We start from the raw sequence: 21,893 nt of genomic DNA, 5'->3' as shown, positions 1-21,893 counted from the left end.
CTCTTAATCATTCTCCTTGAATACTATTATCTTTTTAAAATCGCTCCAAGTCATGCCGGAGATGGCTGTCTTAGCAGCTTTATTCTTGATATAAAACTGAAAATCATATCTACCTGCATTATCAGCTGATGACAGACTGGATAATTCTATCGTCCTGAAGTTTCCATCATCGCTATAATTGGAGCTGTCATTCACATCAATCGAGAACAACTCCTCTATCTCATCCTTGTTTAACTCTATCAAATCTTTTCTCCACTTGAGAGTTCCTGATGAAGCTCCACTACCTGTTATACTATAGTTAAATCCCTCGTACTTACTTAGCGGAATATTTTCATCATCATTAATACTTCCCATCCATCCTTTGCCCAGTATGATTGTCTGGCTTTCAGCATTGAACATTGCCGCAATCGCCCCCGGAAGATCATGATACTCACTGCCGGGTGTGGCCGTCACCTTGACCGCAATATCCTTGCCTACACTAGAATTGGGCAAAACCAACTTGTATTTATTCTCTGTTCCTATGTTTTTCTGAGCTTTGATTACCTCGTTAAATGTTCCGCTTATACTGTCTTTGCTAATCTTTACAAGCAAAGTCTCACTCACAGTCTGATCCGCATTTTTGGTGATTTTATATATCTCCACCTCATCATTTCCGATCAAATTCTCCACCTGTGAACTTGTAAGTGCCGTCCCCTCAGTATTTGTAAATACCATATCTAAGGTATAATTAATGTCGGATTTGTAGTACTTTGTTGGATTTTTATGATTATAATTCCATATACTAATCTCTATCTCCGGATCATCAGTGGAATCCACCGGCACTGTCTGAGTTTTGAGCATAATAGTTCCCGTCGAGAGGTAATTTGATGTAAATCTGTTGGCCAAATCCTTATCTGTGGCAACGACTCTCTTCACGATATTGTGCTCATTGCTATATCTGGCATATACCACCATAGAACACAAAGCTGTGGCTGCAAGAACAAGCCATACCATTATCCAATTTTTCTTGATTTTTGATAAAAGCCTCTTCAAAAGCCACACCTCCTATCTCTTACTGTGCACCACTGTATGCCATAATATATACAATATCCGTCTCTTTGTTATTGGATATTGTCACACCATCCCATGACACATCGATGATAAATGTTCTGAAAAATGCTTCATCGTGGTCAAGAAGATTGTCCACACTTTGAATATCCCTACACTGCCAATACAAAGCTTCTTCATAGTTCTTGAGAATGTCATAAGTTCCTCCTTCATTTCCATAGGATTCCTCATGATACTTGTCAGAAGCAGTTCTTCCATCCCCTGATTTATTGAGATATGCCCCCTGGTATCCCCCCGTATTGTCGGCTGACCCAGACTGCAAGCTACTTCCCTTCACTATGTATAGCTTTTCACCTTTTGTAACACTTGTCCTAGTTAGACCAGGAATCACTATCCCGTCAAGATTGCAAGTCACAGTATACGTAACATACTCCGTATTTTTGTTAGCCGCATACTGTATCGCATCATCTTCACTTGTAAACACCTTGCCCTCATATACCTCATACTTAAACGGATTGTTGGTTGTATGAGCCAACTGAAGAGTAAACTTACTTACGTACTCTCCCGCCACACAAAATGGAAAAAGCTTATTAGTAATCGGCGTTTCCACACCATTTACTGACTTTGTGGCTTCCACATCTATTCCGGACATATCAATATTTTTGACTGCCTCTACATTGGCTGATGTTATATATAGCAAGTCCGGCGACTTGATTGCCTCAAGCTCCGCCAACTTCCTCTGATTGGCAAACCAAGCCAGTATAGGAATCATAACCAGTATTCCTAACGTAACCAAGGATGCTGCGCACAATTGAATCTTCTTTGACAAGGGCATCTCCTTGATTCGTCTTCTCAAGCTGACTTTTGCCTTTTTCTGTTGTTTATTCACAAAGCACCCTCCCTTCACGACGCAGGACCTATATCTGAATCCATCTCAATTAAGATATAAGCCAGATTATCACCTATCAGGAAATCCGCATCATCATAAGCTCCCGATAATGCAGTCATCGCATCATTATCATCAAGATTATCCATATTCGATGAAATCTCCGAAGCCGACAATCCCGAGAACACATTGTTATCCGGATCCTTTAGGTACTGTTTCATCTTGTTTCTATCAGTGCTATTATCATCACTAAAAATCATGTTATCGCTATAACCGGAATTGGAATTTCCCACCAACGAAGCAAATGTATTTGCCCATTTCCAATAAATTGTAACAGGATAAGCCTGACCTGCAACAACATTCTTATTCTCGGACTCAAGTAAATCCTCAAAGCTCACCTGATCATGCCCCAAAAAGCCGGAATATTTTCCATTGGAAAACTTCTTAAAAAACAAAATATGGCCATTTACATGACCAACAGCTCTCTTCTTCTTAGCAATCAACTCCGCTGTCAGTTCATTGGCGCCACTTGGCTCTAAGGAATCATTGATCTCATAAAGTTTCTTGAGCTGTGGCGGATTCTGATTGTCATATGTCGCATGATAACCCCTTATGGAAAAGTCAAAGTGTAGATTCAACCTTCCCGAAACCTTCGGTATTACAGAGAAACTCAACTGCCCTGAAGAGTCTGGCTCAAGACTTCCATTACTCCCCGAGCTCTTTCTCCACTTAATACTCATGTTGTTTGTATCCGTGCGATAGATATCCACCAGATTGTCATCTCCATCTCTCTGCTGAACACCTGACGTAAACTCAGTCTCACTCTCCTCACCATCTATCAAACTATAAATACCTGAATTCTCTACTTTAGTCCCCTCAACTTGCAATTCATAGAAGGTATCTCCCGCCTGCATATCCATATTGCCAGTCGCTTCTTTGCTCATAGAAAACCAAGCAATAGCAGCAAGAATGAGCATAACTCCCGCAAGTGACACCAACAGGGCAATCTTAACAATTGACTTTTTCCTGCTGTTGGTTGGGGTTTCCTGATTTTCAGAGTTTTCTGGGTTTTCTGGGTTTTCTGGGTTTACCATTTTCTCTGAATTGTCCAGTGTTTGGTTTTCCCTGTAATCGGACATATGCTCACCTCACTTTCATACTTTTCTTCATACACTCCATCCCCAAAATGCACATACGCACCCATAATTTTATCGGCATATTGTCAATATTACTTAATATTATACCACATTTTTCAAGTATTTTTAATATATGGGGTGAATTTTTGATGAGAAGTTTTTTGATGGTTTCTTTGCTCCGCGGTCTGGGTGGGAATCACGGATGGATTGGCTGTTTGGGCCAATTCATCCGTGTTCTGAAGCCTCTTCGCTCCGCGCCCCCAACAAATAATACGGATGAATTGGCTTTTCTAACCAATTCATCCGTATTCAAATCTTATCCTATGTACTTCTTAGCTTGTGCTGCTGTGAGCTTTGCTTTAGTCCATTTACCATAGACTTTTTCGCCGTCGACAAGCTTATATGCTCTTACTTTGACTTTGATTCCCTTGTTGTCTTGGAAGTAAACTGTTGCGCTAGGTTTCTTCAAATTCTTCTTTACTGAATCCTTCTTGTTTGATGGCCAGAAAAGGAAGAATTTTGCCTGATAACCTTTGGCTCCCTTTACTTTCTTCCAAGAAGCTTTGATTCCAACGGCATCAGAATCCTTTTTGGATGGTTTACTCCACTTGATTTTTCCGGGTTTTCCAATTGTTTTTGATGAAAATGGTGAGTTGATGGAGATTACCTTGAGTTCTTTGTTGACTTCTCCAATCCATATTTCGCCATTTCCCATCATGATTCCGCGCCAGTTACTAAACATTTTCTTGCAGTCTTCTTTTCCGATTTCCTGGAAGAATTGTTCCTCCAAATCAGAATTCTTCATTTTCTTGATGAATGCTTTCTTGTTTTTGATTTTCTGATCGTAGATTTTGATTGGGTAAGAAATCTTATCTGCTAATGTCTTCCAATCATCGTTCATCACTGCCTTTTTAACTTCCTTGGCAAATGACTCAACTTCCTTTGTTGACTTGTCTGTGCAAACAGAATAAGCTGACTTTGCAGCCTGTGATATGTTAGCACCAAAACCTCCTACTGTTCCTACTCCGAGTGCAAGTGCGAGCACTCCTGCCATAAGGCATGACTTTGTTTTTCTCATAGTATATTCCTCCTTAATAATTCATCTGGACTTGGGTTCAAATCCTTAATCATTATAGCACACCCCCCAACTTTGTCCATAACAGAACTGTTAAGAATTGTTGCATTTGTATTTAAATTATATTAAAAATTGTCTTACAAGCAAAGCTTGTAAGACCAGCGATATGCGTTTCCGATAAAAATCTCAGGCTTCGAAAAACCTGAGATATCGTATGAATCGAAGTATTCAGGCAGAAGGCTCACTCAAGTCTCTCCCCCCCTCTCGGGGCATGCCAAAACCTCTTTTTTCAAATAGGCATGCCCCTCACGCCGTATCAATCAAGTCTCTCCCCATCTCGGGGCATGCCAAATCATCTTTTTTCAAATAGGCATGCCCCTCACGCCGTATCAATCAAGTCTTTTCCCATCTCGGGGCATGCCAAAACCTCTTTTTTCAAATAGGCATGCCCCTCACGCCGTATCAATCAAGTCTCTCCCCGTCTCGGGGCATGCCAAATCATCTTTCTTCAAATAGGCATGCCCCTTACGCCGTATCAATCAAGTCTTTTCCCCTCTCGGGGCATGCCAAATCCTTCTTTTTCAAATAGGCATGCCCCTCACGCCGTATCACTCAAGTCTCTCCCCATCTCGGGGCATGCCAAATCCTCTTTCTTCAAATAGGCATGCCCCTCACGCCGTATCAATCAAGTCTCTCCCCATCTCGGGGCATGCCAAATCTTCTTTTTTCAAATAGGCATGCCCCTCACGCTCAATTAACAAAGAATAATAATAAAATCTCTCTAATTTGGACACAAAAAGGAGCTGTCGCACTAACAATTTTTTAATTGTTAGTGCGACAGCCCCCAGCGCTATGCGTTTATTATCTTACTCCCTGCGGTCGTAAGACAATTATTTAAACTGATGTCCTGCGATCTTAAACTTAGGACAAGATAATGTTCCGTTGAAATAATGGAATCTGCTGAAGTTTACTCTCTTTCCGGCATACTTGATATTTCTCTGACCCTCGAGAACTTCCTGGGCAGCCTTAAGAGAATTTCTTCTCTGACCTCTTGAGTACATTCCCTTCTCCATTCTCTTAAGCTCTCTCTGGAACTTGCCCTGACTTACAGGTCCAAACTGGTGAGGTTGCTTAATAACTGAGAGGATCTTGTTAGGGAATGAACGAGACTTTACTCTGTTCATGATAACGCATCCTACTGCAAGCTTTCCTGCATATGGTTCAATGCCGGCTTCACAATAAATAATTGCTGCCATGTACTTTAAGTCATTAGTTGTATACCTTCTCTTTGCTGCTGAACTATCTGTTGTCTTAACACACATCGCCAACATCATTACAATTGCCAAAGAACAAACCACCCTGATTATTTTCTTAGTAAACATGTTAATCAATAATCTCCTTTAATCTTGCAATGTCACACAAAATATTGTGTTTTTGTTAAATATATGCGCAACATTTTGAATATTTTTTGTTACAATTTGTAACATTTATGTAATAATTATAACATGTTTGTAAAATTTGTCAAGGCTTTTTTGGAAAAAAAATTATATAACAATCACCCTGCATGCGATTACAGGGTGATTTGCGCTATATTATTGAATTGTATTTAATATTTTACATATTTTTGTACGCCGGAGACATACTTCTGAGTCTGTTAATAATTTCTTTCAATTTGTTACAAACTTTTTTCGCGTCTTCCAGAGAAATGTTCTCATCAAGGGTCATTCTGACAGAGCCCTTGGCCATCTCCTCCGAAAGGCCTATAGCCTGCAAAACATGAGATGGCTCCACGGCACCAGAGGTACATGCAGAACCACTGGAGGCACATATTCCCTCCATGTCAAGCATTATTAGAAGGGATTCACCCTCGATGAAGTTAAAGCTCATGTTGATATTGTTGGGAAGTCTCTTCTCTCTGTGGCCGTTCAATGTACAATGGTCTACGTCCGCGAGAATATCATCAATTATATAATCTCTGACCTTTCGAGTCTTCTCTGCATTTTCCGCCATATGGCTTGTTGCAATTCTCACGGCCTCGCCGAGGCCAACGATTGCCGGAACATTTTCCGTGCCCGGGCGTCTATTTCTTTCCTGCGCTCCTCCGTGCATAAAGGACTTGATGTTAATGCCGTTTCTTGCATAGAGTATTCCCACGCCCTTGGGGCCGCCGAATTTGTGGCCGCTGGCGCTGAGAAGGTCTATGTTCATGGTTTCCACATCGATTGGAACGTGGCCAAAGGCCTGAACTGCATCCGTGTGAAATACGATATCTCTTTCTCTTGCCAGGGCGCCAATCTCAGCTATGGGCTGAATTGTTCCAATCTCATTGTTGGCAAACATTACCGATATGAGGATTGTATCGGGTCTGATGGCGCTCTCCAACTTTGAAATGTCCAGAATTCCACTCTCATCCACGTCTAGGTAAGTAACCTCAAAACCACGTTGCTTTTCTAAGTATTGGCATGTGTGAAGTACAGCATGATGCTCTATCTTGGTGGTTATGATATGCTTCCCCTTGGAGGCATAGTTTTCGGCGATTGCCACAAGCGCCCAGTTGTCCGACTCCGTTCCGCCAGACGTAAAGTATATGTCTCTCATGTCAGCATTTAAGGCCTTTGCAACTATCTGTCTGCTGTCATTAATGGCTTTTTTGTTCCTAGCAGCAAAATCATAGATGGCCGATGGATTGCCAAAATTCTCCGTAAAGTACGGCAACATCTTCTCCACTACCTCCGGCTTAGTTCGAGTGGTAGCGGCATTGTCAAGATAAATTAAATCATTCATTTTTTCATTTCCCTCAAAATCTCTCTTCTTCTCTCCTGGGCCAACAATTTCTCGCTGTGAACCAGATATGATTCACTTGGATGCTCCGCCAAAAACATTACAAGCTTTGGAATCATGGTGATTTCCGTCACGAATAGGACCATTTCTTCCTCATCGCCGAATGCACTTTCCACAAAGGAGAATGCATTTTCAAGCGAAGCAGACAAATATTCCGCGGATTCAAGCTGATCATATAATGTTGTCAACCCATCCACCAAAAGCTCTACTACTGTTATTTTCTCATCGAATCCCGCTCTAGTCAAGCGCTCATATATCTGACTGTTTACTGTTCCGGCAAAAATATCTCCGATAGGATACTCTTCTCTGTACTTATGGAAAAGGTCGAGATATGCGTAGAAGTCCTCCGCCACATCCTCATGAGCTATATATTCTCTGAGAATGTCGGTGGTGATCTTAAAGCCCTTCTCCTCGTATAGCGTAAGCAAGTTGCTGAGATCCTCCCAACCTCTGGCAGTAACGTATTTCATGCCATCAACGTCAGCTTCTATCCTATAAAAATTCTTCGGATACAATTCAAGATATCCCAGGATTGCCCTATGAATCCCAACTTCTCTGGCATATTCCTTCCACACGCGGTAATCGGCCTGTACATCTATCTGGCGAACGCGGTCAAGGGTAACCACGTCAAATTCTCTGACAGATTTGTTATATTCCACCGGATTTCCCGCAGCTACAATAATCCATCCCTCGGGTACATCTTGATTGCCAAAGCGCTTACACTGAAGGAACTGCAACATAGTTGGGGCGAGGGTTTCTGACACACAGTTGATCTCATCTATAAATAGAATTCCCTCTTTCTTTCCGGTCTCCCGCATCTGCCTGTAGACACTGGCTATGATTTCGCTCATTGTATACTCGGTGACGGAATATTTTTCTCCTTCAAACTCCTCCTCCTTGATAAATGGCAGGCCCACGGCGCTTTGTCTGGTATGATGGGTGATGGTATACGAAACCAGCCCCACCTGACACTCCTCAGCAATCTGCTCTATAATCTGAGTTTTCCCCACTCCGGGAGGTCCTATCATGAGAATCGGACGCTGCCTGACTCTGGGAATTCGATAATTTCCCTCTTTGTCCCTCTCAAGGTAAACTTTTATAGTATTGATTATTTCTTCTTTTGCATCTCTAATATTCATAACTTAAATCCTCTCTTATGGCCCATGCAGGTACCTTATCTTCATCGTACTCGTCCATAAACAAAAATGCAGTCTTAAACGAAGGTTTTCTACTAGGGTAGACTCCCTTCCCATCCGTAAAATACAACAGACCACACAAATCCTCAAACTCTCCTGCTTCCTCTAGTTTCGCCACATATTCGAACACCGGACGAAAATCAGTATTGCCTCCGCCCTTGATCTCGAAGTTGTCAAATATTCCGTCTATATCTCTCACCGATGTGATGATACTATCCGACTGAACCTTCTCGTCTGCCTGTATTATGTGGATTCTAAAGTTTCTAAAGTAGTTGCTCTCATCAGACAGTAGTGTGAAAGTCTCCTTGAGGAAGTTTCTGATCAATTCTCCACTTGTAGAATAACTTGTATCCACCGCTATAATCACGTCTTTTATCTTCTTAACTTCTCTGGTCTCCATGGGTTCTATAAGTGGCATGTTCCCATAAATTGACAGTCCATAAGTATAGTATCCCATGTCAAATTCATCCATATCTATCCCCATCTCTTCGCGCATTACCGTGAACTGCCTGAGAAAATCCCTGTAGTTTCTTCTTCCTCTGGCAACTCTTATCTGCTTGGCAAGAAGACTCTCTTCATCCTCCTCATCTTGGCTTCCTTTTCGCTTCTCTTCCATCTGAGTTTGCCTGCCCATATTGCTCCACTGCTGCTGTAGAACAAACTGTTTGTCGTCCATTTCTTCCGGTTTTGGCCACATTCCGTGATCATCTGCAAAGAATTCCAAGTGAAGCTCCCGTAGCCTTGGCAATGGCAATCTATCTATGTAGCTATATATCGCGGGAGCAGATACGGGAATATCCTCTCTTTTCAACTCCGCATAAAAGTTTTGTCGCAAAAGTCCGAGAATCCTACTTACGCTTGGCTTATTCATGTGATCGATAGTATACTCCACCGCAATGTCGCAGGCAACCATCCACTTAAACCTATCTCTGGTCCCTGCTATCCAAAGGTGCGAAAAAAGGCAATGAAGAACTGTATGGAGGTACAACCTGTTCAAATACCTGGGATTCTTCTCGAAAACTCTCATGAGTTGTTCGGAGCTATAGTACATGTTCTCCCCATTGGTTGCCATGGTTCCAAGGTTCTCGCCTCTCTTGTACTCAAGGGCTGACAGAGCTATTGTCATAAATCTAAAGTCCATAAACAATTCATCTCTGACATATCTGAGAATCTTGTCACAAACTCCCATCTCCCACCTAATATCATCTGTCTGATGAATATTCTCCTCTGTAAACTCTATTTTTTTCTTCTTGACATTATTCTTACTGACCTTCTTTTTACTAGGTTCTACTCCTGTCGTAGCAGGAATAATGGCCAGCAAATTTCTTATTCCCTGTATCCACTTTGATCTGGAAAATACTCTTATGACCTCTTGCAAATTTTCCTCAGTCAACAAACCATCTCGCATCATCTCATCTAGAACCGTCATATTCTGATGTTTTATCATAAGTTCGCTCATTTGGGAAATATGCGCCAGAAGAATCTCTCTATAATTCTTTTTATGGCTTGGGGCCAAGTTAGCTGGATTAGATAGCCTCAAAAAGGCGATTTTGCAGAGAGTCCCTATGCTCTCCACATCTGCTCCCTTTGAAAAAACCTCATCATATCTGTCAACCTGGAATACTTCTCCCGCGAAACACTGTCTCGCGCGAAAGCCCTCTCCCTCTACATTCAACTCAAATATATGGGCGGGACCAATCAACTCATATTGTTCAGAATACTCTGGGAAGTGAACTGCTCCGTCATCAAAGAATACATCCATAGCCTGACTCCTCTGAGCTAGTATTCCCCGAAGTCCTGATGGTTTACCAAGCACTCCTCTAATCTTAATTGTCTTGAAGCAGCGACAGTTCATAAATGCATCGCTTCCGATGTCGATTTCTTCGCTTCCAAACTCTATACTGATAAGTTTTCTACATTGGTAGAAGCATAAATCCCCGATACTTTTTAATGATGTGGGAAGTATGATTTCCTGAAGATAGTCTCCGCCGGCAGATTTGATTTTCCCTGAAGAAAGCGTTTCATCGAATTCTACTTTCGTAGAACTTCTCGAAATCTCGCTATTTACCTCTGCAATTTTGACAAATTCCTCGTCGCCGGAATATTTACACTTTTCAGAAAAACAATAGGGAGCAAGACCCACTACTTTTTTCCCCTCGATTCTTTCTGCTATAGCAAGACTTGGACTATCGTGCCAAACTCGCAAGACAGTTATTCCATCATCATCTTCTCTGTACCAATACCACATTTTACTCCTCCGCCTTTAGCGAATTGACATAGTCCGTCGGATTGTCGCAATCCATCAAACCACTCATGACTGCCAGTCCGTACGCACCTGTCCCTCTGATAAGCTTGGCATTTTCAGGGCCTATCCCTCCCAGGGCAAAGACAGGCATATCCGCCTCATCGCAGACATCACTCAAGAACTCAAGTCCCCTTGGCTCCAGTCCCTTCTTGCAATCTGTAGCAAATACATGGCCGGCCAAAACATATCTCGCACCAAGCTTGTCTGCAAGCTTCACCTCTTCCACTGAGTGAACCGAAGTTCCTATCATGTCAAAGAAATCCTTGTCGCAGGCATCCATTCTCTCAAGTAGCGAAAGAGGCATGTGAATATTCCTACATCCAAGCTCCTTTGCCACATTATAAAAAGTATGAAGAATGCAGGTAATCCCACATTCTTCACATATCTTAAGTACCTCTGTGGCATACATAAGATACTCTGACTCCGATAGATCCTTCTCTCTCAGAATCACAGCATCTACTCCACTCAAGGCAACTTTTCTTATTCGAATTTTAAAGTCTTCTTTACACAATCTTCGATTGGTAATACTCAAAATCTTAAACATACAGGTAATCATTCAGCACCGGCTGCAATCCCTCATCTGACATGTCTTTGTACATCTGTCCAAAGCTTCTGTTGTCACAGATTTCAAACTGCTCATCACCCTCAGCTGATTCGCTCTCCTTTCCTGTATACTTGCTCTCATGGTCTCCTATTCCTGTAGACACTCCGGCGCTAATCTTAGTAGCTGCAATCTTCACGATCCCATTGCGGAACTCTTCGCTCTCCCTGGAGGAAACCGTGATTCCACAGAATGGCAAGAAAATTCTATATGCACAGAGAATCTGGCAAAGCTCTTTCTCGTGAACATCCAGCGGATTGATAGTATCATTGTTGATAATCGGTCTGAGTCTTGGGCAAGACAATGATAGCTCGGCAGCCGGATATTTTCTCTGAAGATAATACATATGAAGGGCGCTGGCAAGGGCATCCTTCCTGAAGTCAGACAGACCCAGCAACGCTGAGCCGGCTACTCCTCTCATCCCTGCCATAAGTGCTCTCTCCTGGGCCTCGAATCTATATGGGAATACTCGCTTATGTCCCATAAGATGCAATTCCTCATATCTATCACTGTTATATGTCTCCTGGAAAACTGTGACATAGTCAACGCCACATTCATGTAGATAGCGATAGTCTTCAGTATTGACCGGATAGATTTCCACTCCTACCATTCTGAAGTACTTGCGGGCAATCTTACAAGCCTCTCCAATGTACTTAATATCACTCCATGCCTTGCTCTCACCGGTCAAGATAAGTATTTCCTCCATACCACTGTCGGCGATAACTTGCATCTCGTGCTCTATTTGCTCCATATCAAGCTTTACACGTCTAATCTTGTTATAGCAGTTAAATCCGCAATATACACAATAATTCTCGCAGTAATTGGCGATATAAAGAGGTGTAAAAAGATATACTGTATTTCCAAAGTGCTTCTGTGTCTCAAGTCTAGCTTTCTCAGCCATTTTCTCGAGGAATGGCGCTGCCGCCGGAGACAAAAGTGCCTTAAAGTCCTCCACAGAACAAGTGTCATGTGCCAATGCTCTGCTGACATCTCTTGCCGTATATGAATTATAGTCATAGGACTCCATCTCACTCAAAACTTTGTCCATAATATCTGATTTGATATGCTCCATGCCCTCCATATATTCCATATGGTTGGTTCTGGATGACGGATCATTTTCCAAAGAATGCTTCTTCTTAAGTGCGGATTCAGATAATTCGTCTGAATCGATAAAATACTGATTGTCCTGATTACTCAAAGTTTTCACTTTCCTCTCTTATTAATCTCTCAAAAATCCTGTTAATGTATCGCTAGGAGCCGCCCCTCTTGTGAGAACTCTTCCAAGACCTGCCTTGTAAGCCTGTCTTCCTGCGATAATCGCCTGTCTAAAGGCATCTGCCATTACCGGAAGGTCTCCCGCTGTGGCGAGAGCTGTGTTCGCCATAACAGCCGCACATCCCATCTCCATAGCCTCACATGCCTGTGACGGACTTCCGATTCCAGCGTCAACGATAATTGGAAGATCAATCTCATCGATGAGAATCTGGATGAAATCTTTGGTGGCAAGTCCCTTGTTAGATCCAATAGGAGAAGCAAGTGGCATAATACATGCTGCGCCGGCATTTACAAGGTCTCTTGCAACATTTAAGTCAGGATACATATAAGGCATAACAACAAAACCTTCTTGGGCGAGAATCTCTGTCGCCTTGATAGTCTCCTGATTATCTGGAAGGAGATACTTGGTATCTCTCATAATCTCAATTTTTACAAAATCTCCACATCCAAGCTCCCTAGCCAATCTAGCTATTCGGATAGCCTCATCGGCATTTCTGGCTCCCGATGTGTTGGGCAATAGAGTTACATTCTTTGGAATATAATCGAGAATGTTCTCATCATCCTTAGAATTTGTCCTTCTAACTGCCAAAGTGATGATCTCAGCACCTGCGTACTTTACTGCAGCTTCTATCAGTTTCAAAGAGTACTTTCCCGAACCAAGAATAAATCTTGAAGAAAACTCATGTCCTGCTAATACAAACTTATCATCATTAATATTGCTCATCTTGTTAACCTCTTTTCTTTGGTTTATATACTATATCCATCAGAATCTGCGATATATCCGCAAAATATTCCTACAAGAATCAACCCCCACCGACGAATTGAACAACTTCTACATTATCCTCGTCCTTTAAGAGGGTTGCTTCGTAATCAGCTTTAGAGACGATCTCGTAGTTGACCTCAACTGCAACTTTTTCTCTCTTATAATTCATCTTCTCGAGCATGTCGGCAATAGTCAAGCCAGCATAATCATGAATTTCTCCGTTAATCTTAACCATCTGCTCACTTCCTTTGATTTTACTTGAGTTTTTGGGGGTAAACCCACGCTTGATTACTCTACAATCACTCGTAAAATTTTACCATATCTGCAAATTTTTTTCAAGTTTTAAAAAAAAAGTGTTGACAAGTTTCCTTGTCAATGATAATATAGTGTCATAGCAAATGACAATTATCCTTGTCATTTTGACATGAATGATTGTCAAGCGATGATTAGTTATTTTTTCCGGAAATATCAAATAACTTATAACAAGAAAAGGAGGATATCATATGCCATTGATAAACCACCTAAAAGAGTACCGAGCTAGACTTGGTATTAACCAAGCAGAAATGGGGAAGCTAGTAGGAACCAGTCGGCAGACCATTTCTCAGATTGAAAGAGGAGACTACTCTCCTTCAGTGACATTGGCACTTAAGATTGCAAAGCAGTGCGAAGTCAGAGTAGAAGATGTTTTTGAATATACGGAGGAATAATTTTATGAATAAGAAAAAAAGTATTACAATTAAATTTTTTGTTACAGTGTTGCTTTCAACAATTCTTGGTGGAATCGTAGGTGTTATCACCATGCGAATCCAGCGCGGACATAAGCTTGACTTTTCGACCATTTTCAATGGATTTAAGTTTATTGCACCATATTTGTTGATAGCATACACAGTTATCGCCTTTATATGCGCACTATACATTCTGTCCAGGGCACGTTCCATGGCTAAAACAGTTGATCCCGAAGACTATGATTCCATCGATATCATAATGGAAAAACTTGAGAAGATCCTCAGTATCACCAACTTTACTATGATCATCTCATTCTTCCTTTTCACAGCTACTTCTCATGGAGCTACATTGGTTAAGAGCAACTTTCCATTGTTTATAGCTTCGATGGTCGCTTTCGTATTCACTCTTACCTGGATTGTGGTACTCCAATCAAAAGCTGTTAATATTATCAAGCAGTTTAATGAAGAAAAGGAAGGCGAAGTTCTCGACCTAAAATTCAAGGATGTCTGGATTAAAAGCTGTGATGAAGCCGAAAAATATCAGATCTACAAGGCTGGATATCACGCATTCTCAGAGGCAAATATCGTATGTATCATACTCTGGATTATAGCACATATGTCATGCATGGCTCAGGGAGCTAACTTTATGTCAGCTGTATTTGTCTTTATAATCTGGGCAACACTTAATATATCCTATATAATTCATAGCAAGGATAAAATCGAAGTTGAGTGATAAATGTCTTACGACTGGAAGGAGTAAGACCAGCGATATGCGATTCCTCTATATACGGATGAAAAACTCATTTTTCATCCGTATTTATTTCCCATTTTGGCATGCCCCTTCTCTCTCCCAGGATCTCCTCATTCCACTTTCGGGGCATGCCTATTCTATATTCCACTTTTTGGCATGCCCCTTCTCTCTCCCAGGATCTCCTCATTCCACTTTCGGGGCATGCCTATTTTATATTTCCTATTTTGGCATGCCCCTTCTCTCTCCCGGAGTCTCCTCATTCCGCTTTCGGGGCATGCCTATTTTATATTCCCCATTTTGGCATGCCCCTTCTCTCTCCCAAGATCTCCTCATTCCACTTTCGGGGCATGCCTATTTTATATTCCCCTTTTTGGCATGCCCCTTCTCTCTCCCAGGATCTCCTCATTCCACTTTCGGGGCATGCCTATTTTATATTTCCCTTTTTGGCATGTCCCTTCTCTCTCCCAGGACCTCATCATTCCACTTTCGGGGCATGCCTATTTTATATTTCCCTTTTTGGCATGCCCCTTCTCTCTCCCAGGATCTCCTCATTCCACTTTCGGGGCATGCCTATTTTATATTTCCCTTTTTGGCATGCCCCTTCTCTCTCCCGGGATCTCCTCATTCCACTTTCGGGGCATGCCTATTCTATATTTTACCCTCCTCCGACTCAAGAATTCTTCTCATAAACTGTCTTACGACCGCAGGGAGCAAGACCAGCAACATGCGTTTCCTTAAAGAAATAGCGTCTCCAAGATGGATATTCACCATCTAACGGGGACGCCCTTTTCATGTATTATTTAGTAACCCATAGAATTCAATATCATGTCTATAACTTTGGCATTCTTCACAGAGAACTCAGGAGTGATATATGCATCCTCTCCCTCATTTGTAACTCTGTTCATCTGCTCAACTTCCAACTTATAGTTATTTCCGACGCTGACCTTCTCAGTTCTTCTCACGCCGTTGGTTTCCACTGTGAATTCAAGTTCTCCGGCCTGATTGTACTCCACATCTGAGAAAACCTTTCCCTTGGTTCCATGGATAAATAATCTGTCAAATCTCGCATAACCATCCACTTTGTCTATTCCAAGGTTCATTCCGACATTGAAGGAAGCGGTCGTTCCGTTGTCAAATCGCATAAGACCCGCCGTATTGGTGTCCACGCCTCCGTCTGAAAACTCAGCAATTCCCTTGGCGTCTACCACATTGGCATCAATAAGAGATAGAATCATAGTCGTGCAGTAGCATCCCAGGTCATACATGGCACCGCCACCGTACTCTTTCTTGTTCCTGATGTCATCCGCATATCCCTGAGTGAGAAAAGCCGTCTCAATGTACTTTATATCGCCCAACTCTCCGGAAGATACAATCTTCTTAAGCGCCTTTATATAAGGGCTGTGAAGATATGCATATGCCTCCATCAAAACCACACCATGCTCCTTCGCAAGAGCATACATCTCCTCTACTTCCGCTGCATTCATTCCAATAGGCTTTTCGCACAGAACATTTTTTCCTGCGAGAATCGCTTTTTCTACCCATTCCTTGTGAATATGGTTCGGCAATGGAATATAGACCACCTGAACATTTTCATCCTCAAGAAGCTTATCATATCCCACATATCCTACTTTGATGCCAAATCTCTCTTTATACCTCTCAACTTTTTCGGCATTTCTGCCGGCGATGGCATAGATCTCGCACCCTTCAGCCTCTAGCATTCCCGGGATTGTCCCCCAATCAGCCACATTTGCAGTTCCTAAAATTCCCCATTTTGTCTTCATACCTCATATCCCCTTATAAATTTATTTGATAGCAAGCTTCAAAAGCTGCTTATCCTACTTATATCTTGCCGCGAGTTTTTCAAACTCAAGAGTTCCACCGAACAGATCAAGTGCACTTCCCACAGTAAAATCAAGTTTTCCATCAGACAGTCTGTCAATCTCCTCAATGTCCTCATAACTTCCAATTCCACCCGCATATGTAATTGGAAGAGAAATATTCTCAGACAATAGGCTTACCAATTCTCCGTCTATACCGCTTTTGGAGCCCTCTACACCCACAGCATGAACCAAAAACTCAGAACAGCTGTCAGCCAACTCTTCCATAAGTTCCCTATCCAGAGGTTGCTCGGTAAACTTCTGCCACCTATCCGTGACTATATAGTACTTGTCATCTCTCTTCTTACAACTGAGATCCAGTACCAGATGCTCCTTTCCTACAGCTGATATCATCTCATGTAATCTGTCGCGGTAAATCTTTCCATCGACAAAAACATAAGAAGTCACTATGACATGGCTCGCACCATAATCTATAAATCGCTCTGCATTAGAAGAATTGATTCCGCCGCCAATCTGCAAGCCCCCACTAAACTCCTCGAGGGCACCTCTGGCCTGCTCTACATCCTTATCGTAGTACTCGCTCCCAACCGGATTGAGTATGATAGCATGGCCACCTATAAGCCCACGCTCCTTATATAACCTTGCATAATCGGCGCCCTGTAGCTCCGACACATAGTTGTCAAGCGCCACATCACCCTCATCCTTGAGCGAGCCGCCCACAATCTGCTTTACTTTTCCATTATGTATATCAATACACGGTCTAAACTTCACAAGTCTTCCTCCTCTATTCCATCTCCTCCACAAACATCCCCGTCAATTTGCTTACATTAAAACGCTCTGTAAATCCCTCGCATTTGCACAAAAAAGTATAGAAAATATGCCAACCATTCCCCGATAGCGACTCATAGTTCCCCTGCCCCTTTGCCAGAATTATATCCGACTCAAGAAAAATATTCCGCGCCTCACTATCAAGCTTTGAATAGACAACACCGGGGATTGCAGCTCCATTTGTAACAAGTTTAGCTACATTCTGAATTCCCACATAATTGGCATCCTCCAAGGTTGCATCATTTTGAATCTCGGCTCCACGCACCATTACATATACTTCTAAATGCGGAAACTGCTTTTGGAGTTCCTCCACAAAAAGCTTATCCAGTACAATCTCTCCACAGTTATCAGCCACTAGCAAAAAACTTTTACCCCGTTGGCACTGCTCTAGAAATGACTCATATACACTCTGCTCATCATCGCGCATAGCTATATCACTGAAAAGCTCCAAAAAGGTCTCATCATCAATATCATCCTGCGCGGCAAAGTCGATATAGTTTCCAATCCTCGATAGAACAAGAGCAGTTTTAAGGGGATCTTCTGATTGAAGAATCTTCTCCCTTAATCTAGCTTCCATCTCTAGGACCATATTGTTGTACTTTTTCTTTTCCTCACATAAACTTTTAACCGCACCAAAATATCGCTCGTACACCTTATTGAACTTATAAACCATATAAGGCGCTGAATCACTATCTGTGCGGTTATCAATTATCTTCTTTATTTCAGCTAAGTACTCTCCATGATAAGAAGCCCTCTTGGCTTGCTTATCATAGAGACACTTAACACATTTTTCTGATATCTTCAAGTTAACTCTCCCGGTAATTAATTAGATTCCAAGAATATCTCTGACTGTCTTCTCCATCTCTGACTTGTCGCAGACAATGTCATGAAGGATGTCAGCAGAGCGAATCTCCTCAATTGCATTAGGAACTTTAACACCTGAAAGCTTGTTGAGCTCATCTACCAACTCGAAGTCTCCCATAGAATCATACTTCTTGTCGATTGAGTTCATAACGCTTCTGGTAAATTTATATGGACTTGCTGTTGATGCAATAACCGTAGGAATGTCCTTATCAGCTGCACACTTAGCATATACTGCACTGGCTACAGCTGTATGAGTGTCCATGATATAACCTGTCTTGTCATAGATTTCCTTGATTCTATCATGTGTCTCATCTTCAGTTGCATAACCGCCTACAAAGTCACTAAGCTTAGCTTTCATATCATCAGTGATTGTATACTCACCCTCATTAACCAATGCATCCATGAGTTCTTTGGTCTTAGCAGCATCCTCTCCTGCGATGAGGTAAATAAGTCTCTCAAGGTTGCTTGAGATGAGGATATCCATTGAAGGAGAAGTTGTGAGAATAAAATCTCTCTTTCTATCATACTTTCCGGTCTCGAAGAAGTCAAAGAGAACTTTGTTCTCATTTGATGCGCAGTAGAGAGTCTCGATAGGAAGTCCCATGTTCTTAGCATAGTAAGCTGCAAGAATATTTCCAAAGTTTCCTGTAGGAACAACAACCTGAATCTTGTCTCCTACCTGAATCTTTCCTTCCTTTACAAGCTGTCCATATGCATATACATAGTAAACAACCTGTGGGATGAGACGTCCAATATTGATAGAGTTCGCTGAAGAGAACTGATATCCCTTGGCATCCATCTCTGCTGCAAGTTCCTTGGAATTAAACATCATCTTAACGCCTGTCTGAGCGTCATCAAAATTACCGATGATACCTACAACTTTAGTATTGGCACCCTTCTGTGTGAGCATCTGCTTCTCCTGAATTGGGCTAACTCCATTCTTAGGATAGAATACAATGATACTTGTTCCCTCAACATCTGCAAAGCCAGCCAATGCAGCTTTTCCTGTATCTCCGGATGTTGCTGTGAGGATAACGATCTCATTCTTAACTCCGTTCTTCTTTGCTGATGTAGTCATAAGATATGGCAAGATTGAGAGCGCCATGTCCTTAAATGCAATAGTTTTTCCGTGGAACAACTCAAGATAATATGCTCCATCTTTCTCTACAAGTGGTGCAATCACATCTGTGTCAAACTTTTCATCGTATGCACCATTAATACAATATTTTAACTCCTCCTCTGTAAAATCGGAGAAGAATAATTTCATAATCTCATATGCAGTTTCCTTGTAGCCAAGCTTTGATAACTCCTCCAAACTCTTGTCGAGCTGTGGAATGCTCTCTGGCACAAACAAACCTCCGTCATCTGCAAGTCCCTTGAGAATCGCCTCAGACGCTGTTACCTTAGTTCCTTCACTTCTTGTACTCTTGTAAAGTGTTGCCATCTTTGACACCTTTCCTTTCTTATATTCATAATTATCTAGTTTATCACGAAAACACAAGGTTGTAAAGTGTGATAACCAAATAAAAAATTACAAATTGCGGATTTTAAAATCTCTCTCTGCCTCGCGCTTAACATCCTTCTTGGCAATATCCGCGCGTTTATCATAGAGTTTCTTTCCTTTTGCCAACCCTATCTCCACCTTTACCAAACTTCCCTTAAAGTATACCTGCAACGGAACAATGGTAAAACCTTTTTGGGCCATTTTTCCAACAAGCTTTCTTATCTCCGACTTGTGAAGTAAGAGTTTTCGCACTCTCAGTGGATCTTTGTTAAAAATATTTCCCTTTTCATAGGGGCTGACATGCATCCCATAGATAAACACCTCGCCATCCTGAATTCGCACAAAAGACTCCTTGATACTACATCTCCCCATGCGAATGGACTTGACTTCTGTTCCTGAGAGCTCAATCCCCGCCTCGTACTTTTCTTCTATAAAATAGTCATGCCAAGCTTTCTTGTTGTTGGCAATTAACTTCGTGCTTTCCTTTGCCATTATATAACCTCATCTCTCGCAGTTTTCACATACAAAATCTGCATCCTTAATGTCTTACGACCTTAGGGAGTAAGACCAGCAGTATGCGATTCCTTTATCACGAATTTGCATAGACATATCAATTATAGCGAAAATGTTCCGTAAAGTCAACAATATGCACGCCAGAGAGCAAGAAAAAAAGCTGTAATCACCCTGGTTAGCAATAGGTGGTAAACAGCTTTTCATCATTTCACAAGCATTGCTTTCATCCTGCTCGACCTGCGGATAATCTAATTCTACCCAACAAGCCTTTCTCTTTTTTTCTATTTTCTTTTGGCTCACCAAGACTCTCGTCTGCTGCCACGAGAGACTTACTGATCCATTTGCCCCTGAAATACCTATACATGCATACAATCGATGTAAAGAACCAGGTAGCTACCGTTGTACCCCATACAGCCCAATATCCGAGAAATGCCAAGTGCATGAACAACTGAGAGAACAGAACGCGACATATAACCTCTGTAACTCCATTGATCATCGAAAATGCTGTGTCACCACATCCATTTAACAGAGCTCTTGGCATATATATCATTCCCAAGAAAATGTAGAAAAGGCTGGTGAATTTGAGAGCTCCATATCCAATGTCCACAACACTTTGTTCACTGACAAATATCGATGTAATCTTTGAACCAAGGATGTACATAAAAGGAATTAGTATAATACTAAATATGACTGCAACAACAACGGATTGCCAGAACCCTTTCTTAACACGTTCAACCTTGGCAGCACCGATGTTTTGGCCTGAGAATACTGTCAACGCCGAAGCAATTGACGAAAATCCCATCTGTACAATCATCTCTACTCTACTAGTTATAGTATTGGCAGCTATAACATCTTCCCCATAAGTGTTAACCACACCCTGTAATGCCATACAGGATATAGCAATCATCGAAGACTGAAGTGAGAGTGGCACACCGAGCTTGAAACATCTGACGATAAGAAGCTTATTAGGCTTCATCTCCTCTTTGCTCAAGCGAAAATAGTCGACTTTTTTTAATGCATATATCACACATGTGACAGCTGAAATTATTTGCGCTACGACAGTCGCGAGCGCAACCCCTAAAATTCCCATGTGAAGTAGTATCACAAAAAATAAATCAAGTGAGACATTGACAATACTTGACAGTATCAAAAAGCACAAAGGCGTCCTGGAGTCACCCAAAGCCCTGAGTATAGAGGCAACTCCATTGTAGATTGCAATGGCCAAAATTCCCGCACAAGTTGTTCTTGCGTATAGAACCGAATCTGCCAATATGCTCTCAGGCGTGCCAAGAAGAATAAGAATATACTTTGCCAATGCTATGGCAAGCAAGGAGACAATGAGTGAGGAAGCACACAAAACATACACGGAATTTGCAATAGTTAAGCGAACATTTTTGTCATCCTTTGCTCCAAAGTATTGCGAAACAATAACTCCTATTCCAATTGACAATCCAGAACTAAGAGCAAAAAACAGAAAATTCATAGATCCACACGCACCAACTGCAGCCAGTGCATCCTTTCCTACGTACTTTCCGACAACAATAGAATCAACCATGTTGTATAACTGCTGGAAAATATTACCAATCAATAACGGTATTGTAAATACCAAAATATGACGTATAGGTGTTCCGCTTGTCATATCTACAACTTTTGATTTATTCATATCGTTACCACTCTCCATTCATTCTTTCAATATTGATTTTACATTATCCAAAAAAAGAAGCTAATCAATTTTTGTCTAAAAC

General features: G+C 41.7%; 20 protein-coding genes. 2 read left to right on the top strand and 18 right to left on the bottom strand.

Annotated elements, in window-relative coordinates; all coding sequences use genetic code 11:
* Positions 1-3: 3 nt before the first annotated feature.
* The 12 genes from L877_RS0103340 to thiS form a co-directional block, all read right to left on the bottom strand.
* Positions 4-1,032, bottom strand: a complete 1,029-nt coding sequence (locus tag L877_RS0103340) for a hypothetical protein (RefSeq protein ID WP_026834885.1) — start codon at positions 1,030-1,032, stop codon at positions 4-6.
* A 19-nt stretch (positions 1,033-1,051) separates the two neighbouring features.
* Complete coding sequence (locus tag L877_RS0103335; RefSeq protein ID WP_026834884.1) at positions 1,052-1,936, bottom strand: hypothetical protein; 885 nt, start codon at positions 1,934-1,936, stop codon at positions 1,052-1,054.
* Between the two features lie 14 nt (positions 1,937-1,950).
* Positions 1,951-3,072 carry a hypothetical protein gene (locus L877_RS0103330; RefSeq protein ID WP_026834883.1) on the bottom strand — a complete coding sequence of 374 codons (1,122 nt, stop codon included), beginning with the start codon at positions 3,070-3,072 and terminating at the stop codon, positions 1,951-1,953.
* A 313-nt stretch (positions 3,073-3,385) separates the two neighbouring features.
* Positions 3,386-4,147 carry a hypothetical protein gene (locus L877_RS0103325; protein ID WP_026834882.1) on the bottom strand — a complete coding sequence of 254 codons (762 nt, stop codon included), beginning with the start codon at positions 4,145-4,147 and terminating at the stop codon, positions 3,386-3,388.
* Between the two features lie 887 nt (positions 4,148-5,034).
* Positions 5,035-5,526: a cell wall hydrolase gene (locus L877_RS13340; RefSeq protein ID WP_026834881.1), complete on the bottom strand. Its 492-nt coding sequence runs from the start codon at positions 5,524-5,526 to the stop codon at positions 5,035-5,037.
* Positions 5,527-5,758: 232 nt separating this feature from the next.
* A complete protein-coding gene (gene nifS / locus L877_RS0103315) occupies positions 5,759-6,928 on the bottom strand; it encodes a cysteine desulfurase NifS (RefSeq protein WP_026834880.1) in 1,170 nt (389 codons plus the stop codon).
* Entirely contained in the window at positions 6,925-8,124 is a 1,200-nt protein-coding gene (locus L877_RS0103310) for an AAA family ATPase (RefSeq protein WP_026834879.1), read from the bottom strand. Before L877_RS0103310 ends, nifS begins: the two co-directional genes overlap by 4 nt.
* A complete protein-coding gene (locus L877_RS13815; RefSeq protein WP_084554751.1) occupies positions 8,114-10,429 on the bottom strand; it encodes a leucine-rich repeat protein in 2,316 nt (771 codons plus the stop codon). Before L877_RS13815 ends, L877_RS0103310 begins: the two co-directional genes overlap by 11 nt.
* Before the next feature lies 1 nt (position 10,430).
* Positions 10,431-11,030, bottom strand: a complete 600-nt coding sequence (locus tag L877_RS0103300) for a thiamine phosphate synthase (RefSeq protein WP_026834877.1) — start codon at positions 11,028-11,030, stop codon at positions 10,431-10,433.
* Positions 11,023-12,177, bottom strand: coding sequence for a 2-iminoacetate synthase ThiH (thiH, locus tag L877_RS0103295; protein ID WP_341349123.1), 1,155 nt, complete (start codon positions 12,175-12,177; stop codon positions 11,023-11,025). Before thiH ends, L877_RS0103300 begins: the two co-directional genes overlap by 8 nt.
* Before the next feature lie 129 nt (positions 12,178-12,306).
* The gene (locus L877_RS0103290) at positions 12,307-13,086 is read right to left on the bottom strand and encodes a thiazole synthase (RefSeq protein WP_207637223.1); all 780 of its coding nucleotides are present in this window, start codon (positions 13,084-13,086) and stop codon (positions 12,307-12,309) included.
* A 79-nt stretch (positions 13,087-13,165) separates the two neighbouring features.
* Complete coding sequence (gene thiS, locus L877_RS0103285) at positions 13,166-13,360, bottom strand: sulfur carrier protein ThiS (protein ID WP_026834874.1); 195 nt, start codon at positions 13,358-13,360, stop codon at positions 13,166-13,168.
* Between the two features lie 268 nt (positions 13,361-13,628).
* Here thiS and L877_RS0103280 point away from each other — a divergent pair, with 268 nt between their 5' ends.
* A complete protein-coding gene (locus tag L877_RS0103280) occupies positions 13,629-13,832 on the top strand; it encodes a helix-turn-helix transcriptional regulator (protein ID WP_026834873.1) in 204 nt (67 codons plus the stop codon).
* Positions 13,833-13,836: 4 nt separating this feature from the next.
* Positions 13,837-14,583, top strand: coding sequence for a DUF3169 family protein (locus tag L877_RS0103275; RefSeq protein ID WP_026834872.1), 747 nt, complete (start codon positions 13,837-13,839; stop codon positions 14,581-14,583).
* A gap of 818 nt (positions 14,584-15,401) precedes the next feature.
* Here the strand turns inward: L877_RS0103275 and L877_RS0103260 are convergent.
* The 6 genes from L877_RS0103260 to L877_RS11965 all read right to left on the bottom strand — a co-directional run bounded on the left by L877_RS0103260 (position 15,402) and on the right by L877_RS11965 (position 21,811).
* Entirely contained in the window at positions 15,402-16,382 is a 981-nt protein-coding gene (locus L877_RS0103260; RefSeq protein ID WP_026834871.1) for a Gfo/Idh/MocA family protein, read from the bottom strand.
* A gap of 54 nt (positions 16,383-16,436) precedes the next feature.
* Positions 16,437-17,210, bottom strand: coding sequence for a phosphoribosylformimino-5-aminoimidazole carboxamide ribotide isomerase (gene hisA / locus L877_RS0103255; protein ID WP_026834870.1), 774 nt, complete (start codon positions 17,208-17,210; stop codon positions 16,437-16,439).
* 13 nt (positions 17,211-17,223) lie between these two features.
* Complete coding sequence (locus L877_RS0103250) at positions 17,224-18,072, bottom strand: damage-control phosphatase ARMT1 family protein (protein ID WP_026834869.1); 849 nt, start codon at positions 18,070-18,072, stop codon at positions 17,224-17,226.
* 21 nt (positions 18,073-18,093) lie between these two features.
* The gene (thrC, locus tag L877_RS0103245) at positions 18,094-19,575 is read right to left on the bottom strand and encodes a threonine synthase (RefSeq protein ID WP_026834868.1); all 1,482 of its coding nucleotides are present in this window, start codon (positions 19,573-19,575) and stop codon (positions 18,094-18,096) included.
* Positions 19,576-19,662: 87 nt separating this feature from the next.
* The gene (gene smpB / locus L877_RS0103240; protein ID WP_026834867.1) at positions 19,663-20,127 is read right to left on the bottom strand and encodes an SsrA-binding protein SmpB; all 465 of its coding nucleotides are present in this window, start codon (positions 20,125-20,127) and stop codon (positions 19,663-19,665) included.
* 244 nt (positions 20,128-20,371) lie between these two features.
* Positions 20,372-21,811, bottom strand: coding sequence for an MATE family efflux transporter (locus L877_RS11965; protein ID WP_084554749.1), 1,440 nt, complete (start codon positions 21,809-21,811; stop codon positions 20,372-20,374).
* Positions 21,812-21,893 lie beyond the last annotated feature (82 nt).

The organism is Eubacterium xylanophilum ATCC 35991, from assembly GCF_000518685.1.
Taxonomy (GTDB): domain Bacteria; phylum Bacillota; class Clostridia; order Lachnospirales; family Lachnospiraceae; genus Eubacterium_F; species Eubacterium_F xylanophilum.
This window is presented reverse-complemented; position numbering and strand designations above follow the sequence as displayed.